This window comes from Nostoc sp. DedSLP04, from assembly GCF_034530775.1.
Taxonomy (GTDB): Bacteria; Cyanobacteriota; Cyanobacteriia; order Cyanobacteriales; family Nostocaceae; genus Nostoc.
The window spans coordinates 145,704-166,219 of record NZ_JAVRCL010000005.1; the positions used below are offsets into that span (position 1 = coordinate 145,704).

Genomic DNA, 20,516 nt, shown 5'->3' on the forward strand with positions numbered 1-20,516 from the left:
ACAAAGAACAAAAGTCTTATTCGTTAATAGAGTTGTCGGAAAATAAAATGAATACAGCAGAGTTATTGGTGCAGTGCCTAGAAAATGAAGGAGTGGAATACATTTTTGGACTTCCTGGTGAAGAAAATCTTCACGTTTTGGAAGCGCTAAAACATTCTTCAATTAAATTTATTACGACTCGTCACGAACAGGGTGCAGCATTCATGGCCGATGTCTATGGACGCTTAACCGGAAAAGCCGGAGTATGTCTTTCTACTCTTGGCCCTGGAGCAACCAACTTAATGACTGGGGTAGCGGATGCTAATCTCGATGGTGCGCCCTTAGTGGCGATTACCGGTCAAGTGGGAACAGATAGAATGCACATCGAATCCCATCAATATTTAGATTTGGTGGCAATGTTTGCACCTGTTACCAAGTGGAATAAGCAGATTGTCCGACCGAGTATTACACCAGAAGTAGTGCGGAAAGCATTTAAGCGATCGCAATCGGAAAAACCTGGTGCAGTTCACATCGATTTGCCAGAAAATATTGCTGCTATGCCCGTCGAAGGCAAACCTTTGCGTAAGGATAATAGCGAAAAAACTTATGCATCTTTTGCTAGCATTCGGGCAGCAGCTGCTGCAATTTGCCAAGCAGTTAATCCATTAATTTTAGTCGGAAATGGAGCAATTCGCGCTCATGCCAGTGATGCCGTAACGCAATTTGCTACCTTGCTGAATATACCTGTTGCCAATACTTTCATGGGTAAAGGCGTGATTCCCTACACACATCAACTAGCTTTGTGGTCAGTGGGATTACAGCAAAGAGACTTCATTACCTGTGCCTTTGATAACACAGATTTAGTAATTGCGATCGGCTATGATTTGATTGAGTTTTCCCCGAAGAAATGGAATCGTAATGGTGAAATTCCGATTGTGCATATTGGGGTAAATCCGGCAGAAATTGATAGTAGTTATATTCCCAACGCCGAAGTTGTGGGAGATATTTCAGATTCCCTCTATGAAATCTTAAAATTAGCAGACAGACAAGGCAAACCCGATCCCTTTGCTATTAGCTTAAGATCGGAGATTCGGGCTGATTACGAACAGTATGCCCATGATGACGGATTTCCGATCAAGCCGCAAAAGTTAATTTATGATTTACGCCAAGTGATGGGCCCAGATGATATCGTCATCTCTGATGTTGGCGCACATAAGATGTGGATGGCTCGTCATTATCATTGCCATAGTCCCAATACTTGCATAATTTCCAATGGCTTCGCAGCTATGGGTATTGCAATTCCTGGCGCTTTAGCAGCAAAACTTGTTCATCCTAAGCGCAAAGTTATTGCTGTCACAGGCGATGGCGGCTTTATGATGAATTCTCAGGAATTAGAAACAGCGTTGCGTGTCGGTACGCCTTTTGTGACGATAATTTTCAATGATGGTGGCTATGGGTTAATTGAGTGGAAGCAAGAAAATCAATTTGGCAAAGGAAACTCATCCTTTGTGCATTTTAGCAATCCTGATTTTGTCAAATTAGCCGAAAGCATGGGTTTAAAAGGCTACCGAGTTGAATCGGCTTTAGATTTGATTCCCACTTTGAAAGAAGCCCTCGCTCAAGATGTACCCGCCGTGATAGATTGTCCCGTAGATTATCGGGAGAATCACCGCTTCAGTCAAAAAGCCGGCGAGTTGACTTGTGCGTTGTAAATGTAAAAAACAGAGATGCAATTAATCGCGTCTGTACAAGAGTTAGGAGTTATTTATTCCTAACTTTTTTAGTGTTTTGGTAGGGTGCGTTCGCACTTGGGGTAACGCACCACTTTATTCTTTACGGGGAACAGTTATTCACTATGAAGATCCCTTTGAGCCTACTGTACCTATAAAGGATTGGGAAGTCTTGCAACAATTTAAATTATTATTGCGATCGCGCAGCGTCTCGTAGACAGGAGGAACGAAGAAGCAATCCCACCCGCAAGCGAATTTGATTGCGATCGCAATCAATACTAAGTTTGTACTTGATAACCCGCAACTTGGGTTAATAGATAGCCTTAACCATCCTCAAAAATTCTAAATTTCAGCACCTGATTTTGCTTCAGTACCCATTGGCGAAACATAATCGCGGAAAAGAGTAATCTGCTGCTCAAACTCTAATCCTTGAATTTTGCCAAACAAAGCTTTAGCTTCGGAAGGAAGTTGATAATCACCAGGTACAGGAATGATAGTCCCATCATCCATTCCTTGAGATAATCGATACCAAAATAGGAGTTTTGTGGTATCACCCAAAGAGCCATACTCACGAGAAATTTGGCTATCCGCTTTATTAATCAAATCACGCTGAACTTGTAATTGTTGTTCGTGAGATAATTCCTTAACTTGATTAAATAAACCTTCAGCTATTTCTGGAGAAACAGTACTGGCTCCAGGAGCAGCTGGAGTAATTGAACCCCCCATTTCTTTATAGATAAACCAAAACAAAGCAAGTTGTTGATCTACATTTAAGTTTTGCCAAGCTTGAACGTGTTCGCGAATAGTTGGATCGTTGGTTTGTGTGTATGTCATGATTAATTTCAATTGCAATTACTTATTTATTCTTAAGCAATGTTACCAAATGTATATTTAGAGTTTTACCCTACTGAAGACATATGTCTTAAAATCATAAAGAAGATCGTTCAAAGCCACAATAATGCTTGACAAGTGCCAAATGAAATAATTGGCAATTAAAAGTCTGCTGCCAAATTGAATAATTGTTAAAAGCTATTTCCCTGGATAGATGTTATTTTTATTGTAATTGTGCAAATCCAGTGATAGCGAGTTTGCGAACATTATTAGTAATTACTGAAAAGGGGAAAAGGTTAAAGGGAAAGGAAAAATTCCATTCCTTTACCCCTTCCCCTTTCCCCTTTGCCCATTCCCCTCTTCTTCATAAATGAAGAATTGTTAATCTCTATTTTCACGGGTTGCGTTGGCGTAGCCCGCCGCAGGCATCGCTCTGCATAATTCAGTTTTTCATTATTTTCTTAACTGTCTTCTTAACTGTCTTAACTGTCATTGCATTTTTTTGAAGATAGCTGGAAAATACAAACGTAATATTCAGAAGCACAGAAATAACCCATCTTTAAAAACAGTTATTTGCTCGCTAATAATACAATTATATCAATCAATTCTATTCTTTGGGAGAAGAAAAATTTGTGAATTCATTCAACGAAAGACAAAGTTATATAATAACGCAAGGTCAAGGCATTTATCTATCTGGCAATCCCGTTAAAACTGAAAATTTTTCTATTCAAAAGACTCTACGCGATGGTGGAAAAATCCGTTTCAAAATTCGTTATTCTGCTGAACTACAGGGTTTCTGTCTGCTAGAAATTTTTCTAATGAGAGCACAAAATAGAACACTAACTGCTAGCATGACTATCCCCAATAGTGGTTCGACAGCTAGTTTTCAAGAACAAGAGCAAGAATTTGGTATTTGGGAGCCAGAAGATTATTACTTCTTTTTCAAAATGTCTTCCAATAATGGAAAATTTTATATCGAGAATTATCAGCTTTATTGGTCAAACAATTAATTATTTTTCGTTGGGAACCTTGTTCTAATCCCTAGAGGGTTGCCAAGTAGGGGATTAAAAGGAGCCATTACGGTGAACCTCAGAAAAAGAGTGTGTGATAGTTTTTTCTCAAGCACGTTTTTGCAATGATTCATATTCAAATTCAGCAACACCTAGTTGTTTTCTAAAGTAAGCACGGTAGAGTTCACAACGCGGTAAGATGCGATCGCTTTCATAAGCGATCAAACCCAAGCTTTCGAGCTTATGAGCGTCAATGGGATTGAGAGAAATACTTTGCTTTGCCGCTACAACGCCAACATACGCCTTTACTAAACTAGGATTTTCTTGTAAGATTGCCCAGTGTCGCCATAGATGATAGCGATAAATACCGCCGTTAGCGATCGCATCTTCTATCAGTTCTTCTAAGGTCATTCCTTGACAGCATAGATAATATAAAGCAATCCGAATCAGTGCTGGATGTCCCCCTACAAGAGACATTAGTTGCTTAACTTCGTTATCAGAAGTCCAATCTAAACCATGTCGTAGGGCTAAGTATTTTACTTGGTGGGCAGTAAATTCTGGCAGACGGATCGGTAGTCCAATATTAAATGGAGAACGGTTGATATCCAGCGAGACATATACTTCTGTGGAGTAAACTACCACTAGTCTGAGTTTCTGTAAGTTGGAATCTTGTCGTGCTTCTTCATACCAAGAGCGCAACAAACCAAAGAACTCTGGAGCAATTTCTGGATATTCAAAAAAGCGGTCAACCTCATTTAAAACTAAAACTACTGGATTTTTGCACTGCTTGAGCAAATAAGATTGCAAATATAAACTGCAACTCAACTTACAACCTATTTCCTCATCCCAGTTTTCATTTAGCTTTGGGTCAATGCCTAATTCTGTTGCAATTTGCCAACAAAAAGAACGCAAAAGTTTATTTAAGTCTGTCAGACAGCTTGAATCGATTTGGTTACAATTCACATTCACCGAGCGATAACTTTGCATCTTGGCAAAGGCTAACAGCCGCAGCACAAGAGAACTTTTTCCCATTTCTCTTGGTGCTCGAATCCGGATCACACAGCCTGGTTGAATTACTTCTCGATAAACAAGTTCCTCAATGGGGGGACGATCGACATAGAAGGGGGAATCTACAGGTACTGGGCCATCTGGGTATGACCAAAGATTTTCGAGCTGGTTGTGGTGTTGAGTCGCCAAAGAATCTAAGGATAAAGACGGAAATAATTTTTCTTCTCTTGTATCTAAACTCATTGAGAGAGTACGAGAACCTTCATTACGATCCGGCTCACTCAGGATTGCATAGTCTTCGCTGCATAATTCTAGGTTAAAGGCGCTAAAGCACAATTTCAAGGTTTTTTGATCCACGCCTGTATTCAATGACCATAATCGGTTTAGAGTTTTGGTAGATACCTTCATGCGATCGCCTAAATCTTCTAGAGTGAAGCGATGTCCATTGTTTTCTACCTTTTCTATAGCCAGAATTGCCCTTTGTAAACGCTTCAGCCCAGCGATCGTTAAGATAAGTCCCCGCTTTCGTGTACTCTTAGATTGCTTCATATCATTAATTATCTATCTACTTTTTTTCTGACCGTCTTAGCTATCTCCTCATTGTTTCATGTTTTTAAGTAGTTATTGAACAGTTACTTACCCGTTCTTAAAGTGTTTTTCAGCTAGTAAAAAAATATACATTTATACTTGAAGATAGTTAGATGGGTAGGTATAAATAAACGTCACTACATCAATTGCCATTTTTGCTATTTCTATGGAAAGGTGCAGACATTTCTGTATCAAGCATCCTTTACCATTTGCAAATAAAAAATCACAAGCCTTAATAGTTCACTTTATTTATACTGTTTTATTAAGTGTTATAACAATTACACCGTATAAGTAGGAGAGGAATGGAGGTGAGGTATTTTGAATGCAACACGCAGTAGGGGCGCATAGCTAACTATGCGCCCCTACTAAAGACCTATATTTTAGGCAACTGAGAAACGCTATAATCTTTCATCAAGAAGAGTAAGCGCGTTACCCAAGAAGTATTTGAAGACTTTGTTGATTTATTACCAACGTCTCTATGCGTAACTAATTTATTGGCGAAAAGTTATTACTACTTGCTGCCAATAGGATATTCTGACGCATTTAGCGTGCAACTTTGTTTGTGATATTTCTGCCCGCCTTTGCCGCACTATCCCCTACATCACTAGCAGTTTCTTGAGCGCCCTCTACATACCCAGATCCAAATTCTTTAAAGGCTTCTCCTGACTGTTGCCCAATCTTCTGAAGTCGTTCGCCAGGAGAAGCTTCTGTTTCACGAGCGTCTTTAAACCACTGCCCTACTGTTTTCGGTCTTTGAGCATCATTCTGCTCTACCTGTTCACGAACTCTCTCTTTTAAGCCCTTGTCATTTTGCCCATCACTAACATTCGTTGTCAGCATTATAAAACCAACTAGGACAACAGCTAAAAAACCTTTTATCTGAAGTCCTTTAAGCAAGGAACTGATGTGACTAATCGTCCTAGAAACCAAATTTATCATGCCAATTAACTTATTTTTTGGAGTACTAGTAAAGACTAACTATAAAAAGGCAATCATCCTTCTAGCAAAAGGCATATCTTAGTTATAAAAAAGAAAGGCTTATTCAACCCTGGGGAAGAGAGAACTTATTTACGCTCTTTTGTGGATCTGAAAAAATACAATATTTGTAGATTGGGTTGAACAAAGTGAAACCCCCAACAAAAGCAAGGATTCTTGGTGTTAGGTTACTCTGCGGGAAGCCTCTTTGTGTCTACGTTCGTCAACTAAAGCTACACCTGTATTTATAAAAACTAGTCACAACAAGGGTTTCTTATTTTTATCTGTCAAGATTTCTAGTCTGTTATTTGGCATATTCACCTAACTTTGTCCTTAACAGTTATTCGATGTTAGATAATTTTGTATCAAAGTCTACCCCTGGCTCTCTCTCAACTGTTGTTAGCCCATTACGGAAAAGTATTATGCTCAAAAAACTACAACAACTCAAAGCAATTCTGGCTTATAAAAACTCAGAAAATTTGGGTGATATTGCCATTCTTAAATCCGAGTTTTTTGGTACTAAAGTTTCTCCAACAGTTGCTTCCAAACTACAACCAATAGTAGGATATTATCCCGTAATTGATTTGAACCAATTAAGTTAATATCCTCAAGGCTCCTTTGGACGAGAATATGCCAACTATATGCAAGCAAATCAACTAAAATCATTAAACATCAGTCCTAAACTAGAAGACGTTGCCAAACGTAATCTATTTGCTCTGCGATATTTAGTTACCCATGATATTTTTCATGTCTTACTTGATTTTGACACCACTTATGCAGGAGAAATTGGTGTACTTGCTTTTGCTGCTACACAAAACTACAGTAAATCACTTCAAATCGGTCTGTGCTTGGCTAGATTGCTCTATCCAATTTTAGCTCCCCAACAAATCAAAGTGATTTTCGCCAACCTGGAGAAAGGGCGAGAACTAGGCAAGAAAGCTGATTTGCTGTTGGGCTACCGCTTTGAAGACCATTGGGAAGAACCAATTGACCATCTGAGAAAAAAGTTGAGATTACCATAAATTTCCACAATTCATCCGAAAAAAGGATTTACTTGCTTAATAACAGCTTTTTTAAAAGCCCTGCTCTTTTTTTATAAAAAATGCTTGATATTGCTTAGGCTGTCAAATGTAGCGCTAAATACATTTTTAATGCTACATTTGGTTTTTAATACAGATATAAGCAAAAAAAACATATATCTTTAGCGGTAAAAATTATCTGCTTTAAGACATAAATACTTAATGGGTAATTCCTAAAGAGCTACTAATAACAATTAATATTTACAGACTTTTAGGTTAGAGACATTGTTTATCTGACTAAGTGGATTTATATGGTAGTCCTTAGATATTTGAAGGACTTGCAGATGACAAACTAATCCACATTTTTCCTTAACACGATAACTGCTTCAGGTGGAAAGCCAAAGGATGAAATACTGGATAACGAAATTAGTATTTTGTATAGTATTACTGTTTAACTTGTTTCTATCAAATGATTATGCAGGAGCAACCCAACTTTCAAATACTTCTAATATTGATGTACAGCAATTAAATACACTGCCAGTAGTTGAAAACGTAGCAAGTGCTGACAAGAATATTGCTGAGATTAAAAAGGAGGATTTTTGCCGATTTAATGGGATTGTTAATCAGGTAGATAAACTAGAGGGACTTTTCACACTTTATTGCAGCGAGGATTTGGGAAAAGTTTTCTTAGAACTTAAGCCAGAGCAGCTAAATAAAGATTATCTAGCTATAGTGACATTGGAATCAGGGGTTGGGGAAAGTGGGGTTTATAGTGGATTACCTCTCTCTGATTTTATCTTTTACTTCCAACGAGTAAATAATAGATTGCATTTTGTTGTACGTAATTTAAAATTCCGTACAGATAGTATACCAGAACAGCGATCGCTTGCTCGCTCATTTAGCGATTCAGTCCTTTATTCACTCGAAATAGCTACTATCGATCCAAAAAGTAAAAATATTCTGCTCGACCTGAATGGACTGCTAATGCAGGATTTACCTGGATTAACTCCTCTATTAAAATATTCTTTACAAGCTGATTACCGCTTAGATGTACGTAAGTCATATTTTGGTGATGTTAACAGCTTCCCAGAAAACGTAGAGATTGATTCGATTTACGGTTTTTCATCACTAGAAGGCTCAAATTTGATCGCTGTACCCGATAGCAGGGCACTCACTCTAAAGGTACACTACAGTTTTTCTCAACTGAGAGAAAACAATGGTTATATTCCCAGACTTGCCGATGACAGAGTTGGATATTTTACTACTGCTTTCCAAGATTTCTCTAAAAATAATGCTCGCGAATCATTTGTACGTTATATTAATCGCTGGCATCTAGAACCATCCAATCCTGATGCTCCCTTATCTCCACCCACAAAACCAATTGTGTATTGGATTGAAAATGCCGTACCACTAGAATACCGCGATGCGATTCGTGAAGGTGTTTTGATGTGGAACAAAGCATTTGAAAAAGCTGGATTTCAAAATGCCATTGAAGTGCAGCAAATGCCAGATGATGCTGATTGGAAACCAGCAGATGTACATTACAACACCATTCGCTGGTTCAATTCTTTAGATGCAGGTTTTGCCAAAGGGCCGATGCGCGTCAACCCATTTACCGGGGAAATATTGGATGCAGATATCATTGTGGATGCCAATATGGTGCGTTTAGTTCAGCAAGAATATCACGCACTGATGGAAGCAAATTCATGTCAAGAAAAAACGAAAGGACGTGAAGACGCGGGGAAATTCCTGGATAGATTTGCATCATCTTCCTCTGCTCACTTTTTCTCCTCAGAGTCCTGCTATGGTATGGAATCTTCAAATCAAGCAGCTATGGGGGCGCTGGCGTTGTCAATGTTGCCAAACACTACATCTAGTAGTGAAACGATGAAGGAGTATGTGCATCAATATTTGCGTTCTCTCATCGCTCACGAAGTCGGGCACACTCTGGGTTTGCGCCACAACTTTTACGGCAGCACCATGTTAGCGCCAGAAGAATTAAATAATACTGAAATCACTCGCACCAAAGGTTTAGTGGGTTCGGTGATGGACTATGTACCTGTGAACATAGCACCACAGGGAGTACAGCAAGGTGACTATTTCCCAAAAGTTATTGGGCCTTATGACGAATGGGCAATTGAGTATGGTTATAAAAAATTTCCATCAACAGCGCTGGAGGTAACTATTCCAGAATCAGAAAAAAGTTTTTTAGACCAGATTGCCCTAGCGTCGCCTCAACCAGAATTATCTTATGCAAGCGATGAAGATATCTGGGATATCAATCCTTTAGCAAATGTCTGGGATATGAGTAGTGATGTGCTACTGTATTCGCAGTGGCAAATGGATAATGCTCGTTTTATGTGGCAGCGTCTCGATCGGGGTTATCTATCGAAAGACAAAAGCTATAGTAACCTACGCCTTCAGTTTAATAGAGTACTTAAATATTATTTTCGGAATGCCACTTTGCTTTCTAAATACATTGGCGGACAATCGTTTCGGCGTCTCCATACCAGTAATGATGCTGCTTGGGCATTTGTACCAGTTTCACTTTTAAAACAACGTCAAGCATTGACAAAATTGCAAGAATATGTATTTGCAGATGATGCTTTCAGCTTTTCACCACAATTGCTCAATCAACTAGCACCGTCGCGTTGGGAACACTGGGGTAGTTCTGCACCTAATAACCGCCTTGATTATCCAATTCACGATCGCATTTTGAGTTTTCAAAGTATGATATTGCGATCGCTATTAGACAGCGATCGCCTAAATCGGTTACAAGATATAGAATTAAAAACTCTGCCTGGAGAAGCGCTTTCCATACCAGAACTGTTCGACACCCTGCAAACAGGCATCTGGACAGAAATTTTCGCCCCCGGAGAACCAAAGCCAATTTCGAGCATCCGGCGTTCATTGCAACGGGAGCATCTGAATATTTTGTTACAGATGATGTTGGGTACTACTAATACACCTGAAGATGGTCGGACATTGGCTTGGTATAAATTGCGTCAACTCCAAAAAGCCATTGATGTCAAACTCAAACAACTTGGCGAAAGCCTTGATGTTTACACCTTAGCTCACTTAGAAGCTTCTGGCGATCGCATTACTAAAGCATTAAACGCACAATTACTTTCTAGGTAGACATAATAAATTGGGCATTGGGCATTGGACATGGAGAAGAGACAAAGGAGACAAAGAAGAGAGTTTCAATAATTCCTCCTTGTCCCCCTTGTCTCTCTTGCCCTCTGCTCCCCTGCTTATTCTCTTGTTTCCATGTCCCATGCCCAATGCCCCACTTCCTCAAGATACCGCGTTCTTTATGAAAACATTGATTGGCAGATTTTTTCAAAAATTATAACCAATTGCCCAGAAGAACATAAGGGGCCCAAAAATATGGACGATTTTCTTTAGCTAAAATCGCAAGTTGGGCGCGTTGCAGAGCTTGGGCTTTAGTTACTCCAGCATCCAATTGTCGATATAATTCACCCATAAAGTCGCTAGTAGATTCATCATCTACTGTCCACAAAGTTGCTAGGGTACTGCGTGCGCCCGCCCGTACTGCTACTCCAGCTAATCCCAAAGCAGCTCGTTTGTCTCCTGTGGCAGTTTTACAGGCACTAAGGACGAGTAATTCAATTGTTCCTCGTCGATTTTCACCCCTAGCTCGAAGTAAATTATCTAGCTCTCTACCCCTGAGTAACTTATCCCACATAAGAATATAGGTTTCTTGAATATCTGAACTAAATTGCCCATGAGTAGCTAGATGCACCACTGAAAAGGAAGTAGATTGAATTTGCTTTTGCAGATTAGCTATAGTAAACTCTTGATTTAAGAGTTCTTTAGTTGATTTGACTTCAGATTGGACTAGTTTTAATTCCTGTGTGACATTTGAGAGTTTGGGAAATGATTTACCTTCAATCAAGCGTTCTTGCTCAACCCCAGCAATTAAAGCGTTTAGCCGCCGCACGTTATGTAAAGGCTTAGGATCGAGGAGTTGTAGTCCGGGCATTAAAGAAACAGCATACTTTTCTATCAGATATTTCTGCTGTTTTTTATCATAAAGAATCGCCATTGGAATATTCCGCAAAGAACCATCAAGCACAAACACTATGGATGCGATCTCTGCATTTTCTAAATCTGATTCTATAGGTTTAATTAACCAATCATATAACTGTTGCGAATGCTGCTTAACATTAGGCTCACGACTAGCAATGGGTAAATATTTCTGTAGTTGTTCTACAACGTTTTCTAATACATCTTTAGAGACTTTAGTTGTTTGACGGGAGATTGCATCTTGCCCTGGCAACCTAGTAATAATTTCCAGTCGATTATCTAAAATAATTGGATAGATAACTACTGTAGATTTTTGCTTTTCAACTAATTTATCAAGGTCAATTCTTGGTAGCAAACAGGGCGAACGAAAGAAGTTATCTAATTCTGCTAACTGGAGAGATTCAATTACCTGACGGGCTTGAACGAGATTATCTGGCTTTTGAAGAGTATTTTCCGGAAGTTGCAGCAGTAAATCAACGTACTGTCGATATACGGGTTCTACGCTTTCACGGAAAGAAAATTGTACGTCAGGATTAATCGCAACTAAATCATTACGAAGAGATTTGAGGGCATTATAAGCTTGATTATAAGCAGCTGTTGCTGCTGGGATATCGGATTGCTTTTGCAGTATCCGTCCCATCTGCCAATGCCATTGATAAGTAATGTCTTGAGCATCAACAGACTCGGCTTTCACCAAGGCTTGTTGTGTAAGGCTATTAGCATCGGCTAGCTGTCCGCTTTGTTCGTACAAACCACCAAGAGTACCAAGGGCATAAGACTCGGTTCGTTCATCTTTTAAACTCTTAGCTATTTGGACAACTTGCGCTAGCATTTTAGCAACATCTTTTGGCTGAACTGAGTTTTGTGTCATTTTGCTCAGACTTTGGGCAAAGTTAATTCGGTAATTAACAGCCGTCCGACTTGGAGGTAAACTGTCTATCTGAGACTGAATTTGAGGTAATAATGCCTTTGCTTGGCTAAATTCCTTTTGCTCTACCAATAGTCTTAATAAATTTAGTTGAGCCAAAAGACGTACAGTAGGTTTAATTGATGCAATCTGCGCTGCCTGTTGATAGTATTGAATTGCTGTTTGAGTGTAATCTTTGGCGTTGTTTGAGTTACCCAAACTAAGTTGAGCGTAGATTTGAGCGCGGGCTGTATTACCTAAACTCAGTAAAGCATTACTTTGAGCGATCGCATCTTTGACTCGTCTAGCCACAAAATAACTTTCTTCGAGAATTTTGTGCGAATCGTCTAAATAACCCAAACTTCGCCGGACATTCCCTAAGTTATACAATCCTGTAGCTTTAACAGAAGAGTCTGGTTGGTTTTTAAGAATTTCTTGGGCTGAGGTTAAGGTTTTATCTGCTTGGAGATAATTTCCCAAAGCTTGCATTGCTTGGGTTTGATTAACACGATTGTGAATCAGTGCAGATATATGATCTAAGCGTTGATAAATTTCAGCTGCTGATTGCCAAGTACCCAAGGCTGCTTCAGTTTGTCCCTGTGCTAATTCCAGTCCACCTCGAACATCTAAAGCTTGGGCTAAGATTTGTGAAGAATTTGCATCTTTGAGAGTTTGTAATAGTTTAATACTTTGTGTAATAGCTTCAGTTGCTTCTTGCCATTGTCCTAATTGCTGATAGGCTAAACAAAGATTGCTTAAAGCTATAGCTTCATTCAATACATCATTAGTAGCTTTAAATTCAGCTACTGCTTTTTTGAGAAGTTGTACCCCTTCTATAAACTGTCCTGCTTCATAAAGTACTTGACTTTGCTGTACTAAGCTAGAAGTCTGGGTTGGGTTAACAGCAGGTGTAGTTGCTAAAACAGAATTAAATCCAACTTTAGATTTTGCAAATGCTGCTGTTAAATAATTAAATGAATCAAAAAAATATGGCAAAAAGGCACAAAGTAATACAGTCAATAATGCTATAAAAAAATGCTGGGAAAATTTCATATAATTTTAAAACTTACTTTCTTAAATAGTATAGCCGTAGTCACATAGTTTAGGACATTTTGAAAGCGTGAAAGCTAGGAATAATAGTTTTACCTTCTGCCTCCTGCTATATTTAATCCTTCTAATTAGTGAGAATACAAACCTGATATAACTCTCTGTAGCTCTGCAATTTTGTGTAAAATTAAAACGGATTATATTGTACAAAAAAATATAAACCGTTTTCTTGCCATGTATTGCTTTGAGTATCAACAGAAACTAAAGGGATACCCCACTCAACACCAGCAGTAAAGTTATTACCCTGTAACCAACGTAAACCCAAACCAACAGAAGCTAGAGTGTTAGTAGCGGAAGTTGCGGTAGTGTTGGTGGTGTTGGTGTTTTGGGTGAGGGTGGTTGGACATCCTGCGGTGGCGGAAGTTGCCGAAGCGAAGCAGAATTGTTTTGGGATGGTTGTACGCGATTGAGTGTCTGTGCCCTGCTGAGTGTAGTTATCAGGCTGTTGAACAACATCAGCAAGCAGGACACTATCAAAATATGAGTAACTTTAGCGACCATGACACTGAATAGGGTTGTGTCTGAAAGTGTAGGGGGCGGCAGATGAATTAGCACTCAAGACTATTTGTCCTTTGGCGTTTAGCGTCGCACCTGTGGCTTCAACAATGCGTTTAGGAGTGGAAATAGTTGTACTGCTAACAGGTGGTATGGAACGATTGTTGTTAGTAGGTTTAACAGACACCCAATCGATTTGAGGCACATCAGGAGTGAGAATGTCTTGGGGATTGGGTGGTAAACCGCCGCGTCCAGCAATCACAAATCGGTTTTGAGCATAATCTGGACTGTAGCAGCCTTGAGCCACCTGAGTGTCAACTAGTGTTGTTGGCAATTGTACTAAGCCACTGTTGGGGTCAACATCTGGGGTGTTGAGTTCTACAGTGCCTTGTGTACCAAATTCTGAACTAGCAGTGATGTCACTCAACACAGTTGGACTTTCACGGAACTCGATACCATAAATGCCAGTGGCTTGAATATCCACTCTGCCACCACTGCCTGTAAAAGCATTGGCAGTGATGTCACTATTTTCACTAGGCACAGCGAGGATGAAACCATTGGGGGCAGTGATTTTGATATTGCCACCATTACCACCAAACTGATCAACGCCAGCATTGGTGGTGATTTGACTGCGATCGCGTAATAATAACTCTTGCAGGTTGAGAGTGATATTACCACCAGTATTACTACGAGTTGCGGCGGAGATTGTGCCTCGATCTAGTGTGAGGAAGCCTGCGGTCAGTTGGATATTACCACCAATACCTTCTCCCTGACTGTTAACGGCAATTGTAGCACCATCTCGAATTGTCATGATTCTGGGGTCGATGATAATATTACCGCCATTACCAATAGAACCTTCACTGGTACTGGCAAATAGACCAGTTTTTAAACCAGAGAGGGTAATGTTGTCTTTGACATGGAATGTAATATTACCAGCGTGGAATTCACCAGAAGTTATGGTAGATACTTGACCACCATTGCTAGCTTCAAAAGTGTTAGCAAAAATGCTGACACTGCCTGCATCTCCTTTTCCAAAGGTACTGGCATCAATTTGGGCACCATTGGTTACTTCTAGTGAGCCAGTGGTAATCGATACACCTCCGGCTTTGCCCTCTGCTCCAAAGTTGACTTGGCTGTATGCCCCACTGTTAACTCCATTCTTATCTTCACCATCAAACTTGACAGTATTTCTAGCAAAAATGCTGACACTGCCTGCATCCCCTTTTGCAAACGTACTGGCACCCAGTTGGGCACCATTGGTTACTGCTAATGAGCCAGTGGTAATCGATACACCTCCGGCTTTGCCCTCTCCTCCAGGTCTGACTTGGCTGTATGCCCCACTGTCAAATCCATACTTATCTTCACCATCAAACTTGACAGTATTTCTAGCAAAAATGGTGACACTGCCTGCATCCCCTTTTCCAAGCGTACTGGCACTGACTTGGGCACCATTGGTTACTGCTAATGAGCCTGTAGTAATCGATACACCTCCGGCTTTGCCCTGCCCGTTTTCTTCTACTCTGCTCCTAACGGGACTGTTATCCAAGGCAACAGTATCGGTAGCATTAATTTTAATATCTCCTGCTGTAGCCGTTGCTGTACCCAAACCTGACTTAATCCCAGCAATAAGTTGACTTTGTTGTTTTAAATCTAAATTCCGAGCATTGACTATAATTGAGCCTCCCCCACCAGCACTCACATCCACTACGCCATGACTCAAAGAAATATCGGCTCTTTGTACACCATTAGGGACACTCAAACTCAGGTCTTGACTATCAACATTTAATCCCACAGTCCCATTACCAGAGACTCCTGCCAATTCTACTAGTCCACCTAAAGCATTCAAGGAGCCACCATCAAGTATAATATCTCCACCCACTAACAACAAACTTCGCGCATCTCGGACTCTCAGCCCTTTAAGATTATTTCCGGCATCGGTGGTTGACCTGTTCTTAATTTTGGCTGCTTGCAGTTGATTGAAAAACAGTGCCGAAGGATTGATTGCTAGTAATTCAGAGGCAAGTTGAGGATTGGTGGCGCTGAAGGTACTACCATCGCTCCATTTGAAACTGCTGGCTGTGGTTGCTAAAAATGAACCACCAATATCTAATCGTGCATTCACTTCAAAGATAATGCCATTGGGATTAAGCAAAAATAGGTTAGCTTTACCGTTAGCGCGAATTAAGCCATCGATATTCGAGATAGACCCACCTGTGACTCTAGTAATGATATTTTGAATATCCAAAGCATTATTAAAAGAAGCAGTGCCACCAGTAGGTACAGAAAACTCGCTAAAGCTGTGAAACAAATTACTTCCTGCTTGGGTTCCTCCAGTGATATTAAAGGTATTACCCTCTTTTGCAACGCTAGAGTTATTAGGTAAGGTGTTATCTGGAGTAATTTTTTGGGCAAAAACTCTATTTTGTAAGCAAGTAATTAAAACACTTCCCACCGTCAAACTACTACACCAACACCGCCAATCTTGAATCCCTGACATAGCACCCCCATTCAACAATTCGCAATTCGCAATGACGCTCGTTCGCCCTTGGCGTCTCCCCTTGGGAGAAGACTCGCTCTAAGCGAAGCCATGCCGAAGGCTTTACGCTGCGCTAACGCAATTCGCAATTACGTAAATCAGTAACTGCATCGTGTGACTAGTCTTATTTTTCCAAGTTGTAATCCTTTACAATTGGCTCTTTAGCAATGTCTTGCAAGCCAACTGCATTTAATAAGTCCAGCCAATCTTTATTAAGAGTTGCATTCTGCGGATTGGTGCGGCGTTGTTGACCTAAATTAGTTAGGGCATCGTACCAAATATTATTGGCATTATAAACAATGTACTCTTTTGATTTTGCTGACTTTAACTGACTATCAAGAGCCTCTGTCAGAACTTGCCTTTGCACAAACCCATCGACATAAAAATTGTCAGATGTTTTTTGTACATCGCCGCAATAAATATGAAAGTACCAATGATATTTCTTATCTACTTTTAAAGAATATTGCGGTTGTGCTGGCAAAGTAATGCTGATAACTCCTGGTTTTCCAGACAGAGTAAGAGGTGTTCGATAGACATTTTGTACATCTTTACCATCTAGCACTTGTAACACAAATTCTCCAGAACGTGTGGTTTGTGGTAATTGGGGAATATAAAACCAAAAAGTTGGATTTTCTGCAACTGTTGATGCTAAGACTGATTTTTCTGCATCACCAGGTACTAAAGCTGTCAGACGTGTAAGATTGCTAGGACAATCAGTGCGCCCAGCCCCAGCTCTGCGCCGACCTGTGGGTGCGCCGTTTCTAGGCAATTTCGGTTGCTGAGAGGATTGGGAAGGCGAATTTTTAACAGTGTTTGGAATCGAATTTGTCTGTTGTGCTTGCACTGATTGCGAGGAACTCATCAAACCAATAAATACCAAATAAATTACGCAAGCGCGTTGAATTGGTTGGTCAAGTAATTTTTTTTTAATCATAATCAAAATTTAATTATTTTCTCTTATGAATATGCAAACGTCTAAACCATGAGATTACCATTACTTGGGTAGCTAGTAACGCTAATACTGAGGGGATAAATGGCACCCATCCAGCTAGTGCAAAAATACCAAAACATAATCCAAATACTGTTAAAAGTGTGACTATCACCGCCAATCCCAGGTGCAGAGGTTTTGAATAATACCACGCTGTAATACCTCCTACCAATGACCATCCCCATATCCAAAGTGCCTCTACCCATCCAGACCACCACCACAATAAAGGTCTGTTATCTAAAACTGCGCTGAGGATTTGACTTAGCATCTGCGCCTGTACAAATACCCCCGGTGTTTGCTTTTGCTTCGGTTTGGCATTGGAACTGAAAGGTGTTTTCCAATAATCATTTGTATTGGTGAGGGCAGAAAGACCAATCAGAATAATGCGGTCTTTGAGTGATTGAACTGTTTCTAATGAGATTTTTTCATTTAACACATCTCTCAAACTAACTTGCTCGGCAATTTTTTCCACAGAGTCAAGAGAACGATAATTCAACAAGATTTGATAACCGGATGCATCTACTTTTTGATAACCGCTAGTGTGTTCGTTTAATTGCTGAAACACAATATCACCAATTTGTAAATAACCTGATTTTGTAACACTTGATGTTTTACCTTCTTTCTTTAAATAATGAAGTGCTAGTTTGAGATTAAAAGCGTCTTCTGTAGAACAGGGAGATGTTGGGGGAGGAGTCAAATTTAAAAGCTGGCGACGAGCAAGATCATCTTCATCTGCAACAAAATCACTAAAACTTAAGCGTTCTATTGAAACTCCAGAAGGTGGCGGAATACCATCACTATCCCCATCATCACCAGTAGTAGGAACTTTGCATACAAAAAATAAACGATTATCCTTTTGAAAACGAGTAGCTAATTTTGAGTATTTTGGATCTACACTACCATCACGATAAATATCTAAACCGATAGTTCGTGGTTGGTATTTATTTAATTTATCTAATAATAAAGCAAGGGCTTGGTCAGATAATGACCATCGCATTTGCATTCCTTTATTGAGTTGGTATTGAATATCTGCTTCATCAACTGTGATAATTAAAATCCGCTCGTCAGGTTTTTCGGTGACAAAATGCGATCGCAACTGCATAAAATGGTCAAAAGCCTGTAATTCTGACGTTTGCAGATAACCCCCATACCGCACTCCCATGACTAAACTTGTTATCAACAAGCTTGTTAGCAATATTACTAAAACACTCTTAGTGGTGAGCATCTTTCGGTGCGACTGCCAAATCATTGGTGCTGACAAGGGATTTTGGCAAATTACTGGCAACCAAGTTGCACAAGGATATTTATCTTCTATTCCTTCGAGCCTTTTTCGCGCCTCGCGCAGTGCAGAGTATAGTGATTGTCCGCTAGAAAATTCACCTAAAAAATGTTTTAAAAATTCCTGTGCTATTAAGTCCGGGATTGGTTCGCGCATAACGATGACTTGGGGAATGTGTAAATCCTCTAATGCTTCTGCTAAACCTAAGCCATCGCAAGAATTGAAAATTGCTAAGTGCAATCCGCTTTCAATTGCTTTCTTAAGTCCATATTTTAATTTATCTAGAGTAATTGTTGTTGTTTGATTAATTTGCAGAACTCCTCTTTCTTGACTAGAACTATGTCCAGCAAAAAATAGAATATTCCAACCTTTCCCCCAAAGTTCGTTACTTAACTCCTTGAGTTGTGGCTCAATTAAGAAATTTATTTGAGCTTGGTTTGATAATTTCTCTAATAAATACTTATCTTTACTAATATCAATTCCTTGATTATTGCCAAAAATCGCTAAAATTTTAACTTTTTTTTCTTGAGTATATATTTTATTTAGTCTTTGTGGTTCTAAGGGACTAAGCGCGACTTCAGCATTTGGATAATCTTCAAAAAAGTTCCATAGATGCCAAGGAAGTCGTCGTAGTAATTTATCAGAAGTTGCAATTACAAAGCAAATTTCTTCATTTGGATTTAATTGCGTACGTAATTTTTGGTCGATTTTGCGAAACTGCTCACAATTGAGCCAAATATTGATTCTAGATGATAATTGCTGACATAAATCGTTAAATTCCAATTCCGAAAAATTTGTTATGTCATTATCTTCAACTTCCAGACGTGTCCACCATCCATAGTAACGATAGAGAGCTGAATATAATATTTGCCAATTTCGATAAAGTTGAGAAATTTCTGGTGCTGGTGGTAAACTTCCGCGAAATTCCATCGCACGTGGGTCATTTATTAACCCAAGTTGAACCGTGACATCAGGAAAACCTTTATGGAGGTCGCCCTTACCTAAATTCAAGACAACTAACTTACTCATTACACTCCTACAAAAAAGTGTCAGATGACAAAAGTTTCCTTGATTGTGAAATTACCATAAGACACTTGGATATGAAAGCTTTCTCCAAAATCCCCTCGAAACCTTTTTAATTGAATAAAATTATCATTACTTCGTGATACGACTTCTTGAATAATTTTTCCTGCGTCTGAGAATAAATTAATTTTCAGATTAGATGGCAAATAGAGTTTTTCAGATAAAGGATGTATTTGTACTAGTATTTCTACTTTCTGTTGAGAGAATAGTGCGATCGCTACAAGCAGCACTAGTGATTGATTTCCCAGTTGTAGTCCTAAATCTATGATTTTTGCTCTCGCTACGCTATTTTCACCCAACGATGAAATATTTCTGAGAGCAAATTTTTTCTCATTTATATTGCCGAAAATTTCTTCTAAAGCCTTCCAACTGTTTTCAAATAGATTCTCGAACCATTGACTTAAGTTCACCTGTATCTGGCTTGCCCTAAGTGCAGGGTGAGTGACAGTGTTAGGAATATAGTCAAAAAGGAAATTAAGGGGTTTAAGGCTTGTTAATGATATTTGCTCTGAAGTAATAGAAATAGTAGTTGTTCTCACAAATCCCAACAAGTCCGCTTCTTGAAGGCGTTCGCTAAATTGGACAGCTACATAACCAATCCGATTTTTCATCACTTCGGGAGGTAAGTAAATTGCCGTCTCTCCAGGTCGAACTGGGCCACACTCTAACTTACCAATGTTAGGAATAACTAAATCGGTAACATCAAAGAAAGCTCGTTTTAGGGGATGCCAACTATTACTTTTCTCTAAAGCTGTATCAATCTGCAACCATTTCAAGTAACTGTAAACAGTATAAATTGCTAGTGTATTCAAATAGATTTGTTTACCTTTTTGAGATGTAGTTTGTTCAAGAGCAAACTGGCGGGCGATCGCATGGGCTTCTCGTCCAAGTGGAATTTTTAAATAAAGCGTTTCTGTGCTACTCATAATTG

14 protein-coding genes and 2 pseudogenes are annotated in these 20,516 nt (G+C 39.5%); 6 read left to right on the plus strand and 10 right to left on the minus strand.

Going from position 1 to position 20,516, the window contains the following annotated elements:
• Nucleotides 1–47 precede the first annotated feature (47 nt).
• Nucleotides 48–1,691 carry an acetolactate synthase large subunit gene (locus tag RMX89_RS04780; protein WP_322671403.1) on the plus strand — a complete coding sequence of 548 codons (1,644 nt, stop codon included), beginning with the start codon at nucleotides 48–50 and terminating at the stop codon, nucleotides 1,689–1,691.
• Nucleotides 1,692–1,767: 76 nt separating this feature from the next.
• The gene (locus tag RMX89_RS04785; RefSeq protein ID WP_322688111.1) at nucleotides 1,768–1,926 is read left to right on the plus strand and encodes a hypothetical protein; all 159 of its coding nucleotides are present in this window, start codon (nucleotides 1,768–1,770) and stop codon (nucleotides 1,924–1,926) included.
• 125 nt (nucleotides 1,927–2,051) lie between these two features.
• Here the strand turns inward: RMX89_RS04785 and RMX89_RS04790 are convergent, their stop codons facing one another.
• Nucleotides 2,052–2,543, minus strand: a complete 492-nt coding sequence (locus RMX89_RS04790) for an orange carotenoid protein N-terminal domain-containing protein (protein WP_322671374.1) — start codon at nucleotides 2,541–2,543, stop codon at nucleotides 2,052–2,054.
• Nucleotides 2,544–3,154: 611 nt separating this feature from the next.
• Here RMX89_RS04790 and RMX89_RS04795 point away from each other — a divergent pair.
• The gene (locus tag RMX89_RS04795; protein ID WP_322688112.1) at nucleotides 3,155–3,550 is read left to right on the plus strand and encodes a hypothetical protein; all 396 of its coding nucleotides are present in this window, start codon (nucleotides 3,155–3,157) and stop codon (nucleotides 3,548–3,550) included.
• Nucleotides 3,551–3,658: 108 nt separating this feature from the next.
• On the opposite strand, the gene RMX89_RS04800 is transcribed toward RMX89_RS04795, so the two are convergent.
• A complete protein-coding gene (locus RMX89_RS04800; RefSeq protein ID WP_322688113.1) occupies nucleotides 3,659–5,107 on the minus strand; it encodes an AAA-like domain-containing protein in 1,449 nt (482 codons plus the stop codon).
• A 582-nt stretch (nucleotides 5,108–5,689) separates the two neighbouring features.
• Nucleotides 5,690–6,085, minus strand: coding sequence for a hypothetical protein (locus RMX89_RS04805; protein ID WP_322688114.1), 396 nt, complete (start codon nucleotides 6,083–6,085; stop codon nucleotides 5,690–5,692).
• 458 nt (nucleotides 6,086–6,543) lie between these two features.
• On the opposite strand from RMX89_RS04805, the gene RMX89_RS04810 reads away from it, so the two are divergent.
• From RMX89_RS04810 to RMX89_RS04820, 3 genes and pseudogenes are all read left to right on the plus strand, one after another.
• The gene (locus tag RMX89_RS04810; RefSeq protein ID WP_322688115.1) at nucleotides 6,544–6,723 is read left to right on the plus strand and encodes a hypothetical protein; all 180 of its coding nucleotides are present in this window, start codon (nucleotides 6,544–6,546) and stop codon (nucleotides 6,721–6,723) included.
• A gap of 12 nt (nucleotides 6,724–6,735) precedes the next feature.
• Nucleotides 6,736–7,143, plus strand: a pseudogene (locus RMX89_RS04815) (Coq4 family protein); the annotation flags it as partial.
• 402 nt (nucleotides 7,144–7,545) lie between these two features.
• Nucleotides 7,546–10,278 carry a zinc-dependent metalloprotease gene (locus RMX89_RS04820; RefSeq protein WP_322688116.1) on the plus strand — a complete coding sequence of 911 codons (2,733 nt, stop codon included), beginning with the start codon at nucleotides 7,546–7,548 and terminating at the stop codon, nucleotides 10,276–10,278.
• 211 nt (nucleotides 10,279–10,489) lie between these two features.
• Here RMX89_RS04820 and RMX89_RS04825 read toward each other — a convergent pair whose 3' ends face one another.
• From RMX89_RS04825 to RMX89_RS04855, 7 genes and pseudogenes are all read right to left on the minus strand, one after another.
• Nucleotides 10,490–13,150 (minus strand): CHAT domain-containing protein, encoded by a 2,661-nt coding sequence (locus RMX89_RS04825; protein ID WP_322688117.1) that lies wholly within the window; start codon nucleotides 13,148–13,150, stop codon nucleotides 10,490–10,492.
• Between the two features lie 181 nt (nucleotides 13,151–13,331).
• Nucleotides 13,332–13,496, minus strand: a pseudogene (locus tag RMX89_RS04830) (ShlB/FhaC/HecB family hemolysin secretion/activation protein); the annotation flags it as partial.
• The gene (locus tag RMX89_RS04835; RefSeq protein ID WP_322688118.1) at nucleotides 13,481–13,705 is read right to left on the minus strand and encodes a hypothetical protein; all 225 of its coding nucleotides are present in this window, start codon (nucleotides 13,703–13,705) and stop codon (nucleotides 13,481–13,483) included. The gene RMX89_RS04835 and the pseudogene RMX89_RS04830, both read right to left, overlap by 16 nt.
• Nucleotides 13,695–16,196, minus strand: coding sequence for a filamentous hemagglutinin N-terminal domain-containing protein (locus RMX89_RS04840; RefSeq protein WP_322671366.1), 2,502 nt, complete (start codon nucleotides 16,194–16,196; stop codon nucleotides 13,695–13,697). The genes RMX89_RS04835 and RMX89_RS04840 overlap by 11 nt, the downstream gene beginning before the upstream one ends.
• A 163-nt stretch (nucleotides 16,197–16,359) precedes the next feature.
• The gene (locus tag RMX89_RS04845; protein ID WP_322671365.1) at nucleotides 16,360–17,169 is read right to left on the minus strand and encodes a DUF928 domain-containing protein; all 810 of its coding nucleotides are present in this window, start codon (nucleotides 17,167–17,169) and stop codon (nucleotides 16,360–16,362) included.
• Between the two features lie 13 nt (nucleotides 17,170–17,182).
• Nucleotides 17,183–19,531 carry a CHASE2 domain-containing protein gene (locus RMX89_RS04850; RefSeq protein ID WP_322671364.1) on the minus strand — a complete coding sequence of 783 codons (2,349 nt, stop codon included), beginning with the start codon at nucleotides 19,529–19,531 and terminating at the stop codon, nucleotides 17,183–17,185.
• A gap of 20 nt (nucleotides 19,532–19,551) precedes the next feature.
• Nucleotides 19,552–20,511: a DUF1822 family protein gene (locus tag RMX89_RS04855; RefSeq protein ID WP_322688119.1), complete on the minus strand. Its 960-nt coding sequence runs from the start codon at nucleotides 20,509–20,511 to the stop codon at nucleotides 19,552–19,554.
• Nucleotides 20,512–20,516: the final 5 nt, after the last annotated feature.

What these genes read in the sequence shown, in the direction of transcription:
- RMX89_RS04800 (WP_322688113.1), bottom strand. Translation starts at nt 5,107, where the DNA reads ATGAAGCAATCTAAGAGTACACGAAAGCGGGGACTTATCTTAACGATC.
- RMX89_RS04835 (WP_322688118.1), bottom strand. Translation starts at nt 13,705, where the DNA reads ATGGTCGCTAAAGTTACTCATATTTTGATAGTGTCCTGCTTGCTGATG.
- RMX89_RS04825 (WP_322688117.1), bottom strand. Translation starts at nt 13,150, where the DNA reads ATGAAATTTTCCCAGCATTTTTTTATAGCATTATTGACTGTATTACTT.
- RMX89_RS04790 (WP_322671374.1), bottom strand. Translation starts at nt 2,543, where the DNA reads ATGACATACACACAAACCAACGATCCAACTATTCGCGAACACGTTCAA.
- RMX89_RS04840 (WP_322671366.1), bottom strand. Translation starts at nt 16,196, where the DNA reads ATGTCAGGGATTCAAGATTGGCGGTGTTGGTGTAGTAGTTTGACGGTG.
- RMX89_RS04780 (WP_322671403.1), top strand. Translation starts at nt 48, where the DNA reads ATGAATACAGCAGAGTTATTGGTGCAGTGCCTAGAAAATGAAGGAGTG.
- RMX89_RS04820 (WP_322688116.1), top strand. Translation starts at nt 7,546, where the DNA reads ATGAAATACTGGATAACGAAATTAGTATTTTGTATAGTATTACTGTTT.
- RMX89_RS04810 (WP_322688115.1), top strand. Translation starts at nt 6,544, where the DNA reads ATGCTCAAAAAACTACAACAACTCAAAGCAATTCTGGCTTATAAAAAC.
- RMX89_RS04850 (WP_322671364.1), bottom strand. Translation starts at nt 19,531, where the DNA reads ATGAGTAAGTTAGTTGTCTTGAATTTAGGTAAGGGCGACCTCCATAAA.
- RMX89_RS04805 (WP_322688114.1), bottom strand. Translation starts at nt 6,085, where the DNA reads ATGATAAATTTGGTTTCTAGGACGATTAGTCACATCAGTTCCTTGCTT.
- RMX89_RS04855 (WP_322688119.1), bottom strand. Translation starts at nt 20,511, where the DNA reads ATGAGTAGCACAGAAACGCTTTATTTAAAAATTCCACTTGGACGAGAA.
- RMX89_RS04845 (WP_322671365.1), bottom strand. Translation starts at nt 17,169, where the DNA reads ATGATTAAAAAAAAATTACTTGACCAACCAATTCAACGCGCTTGCGTA.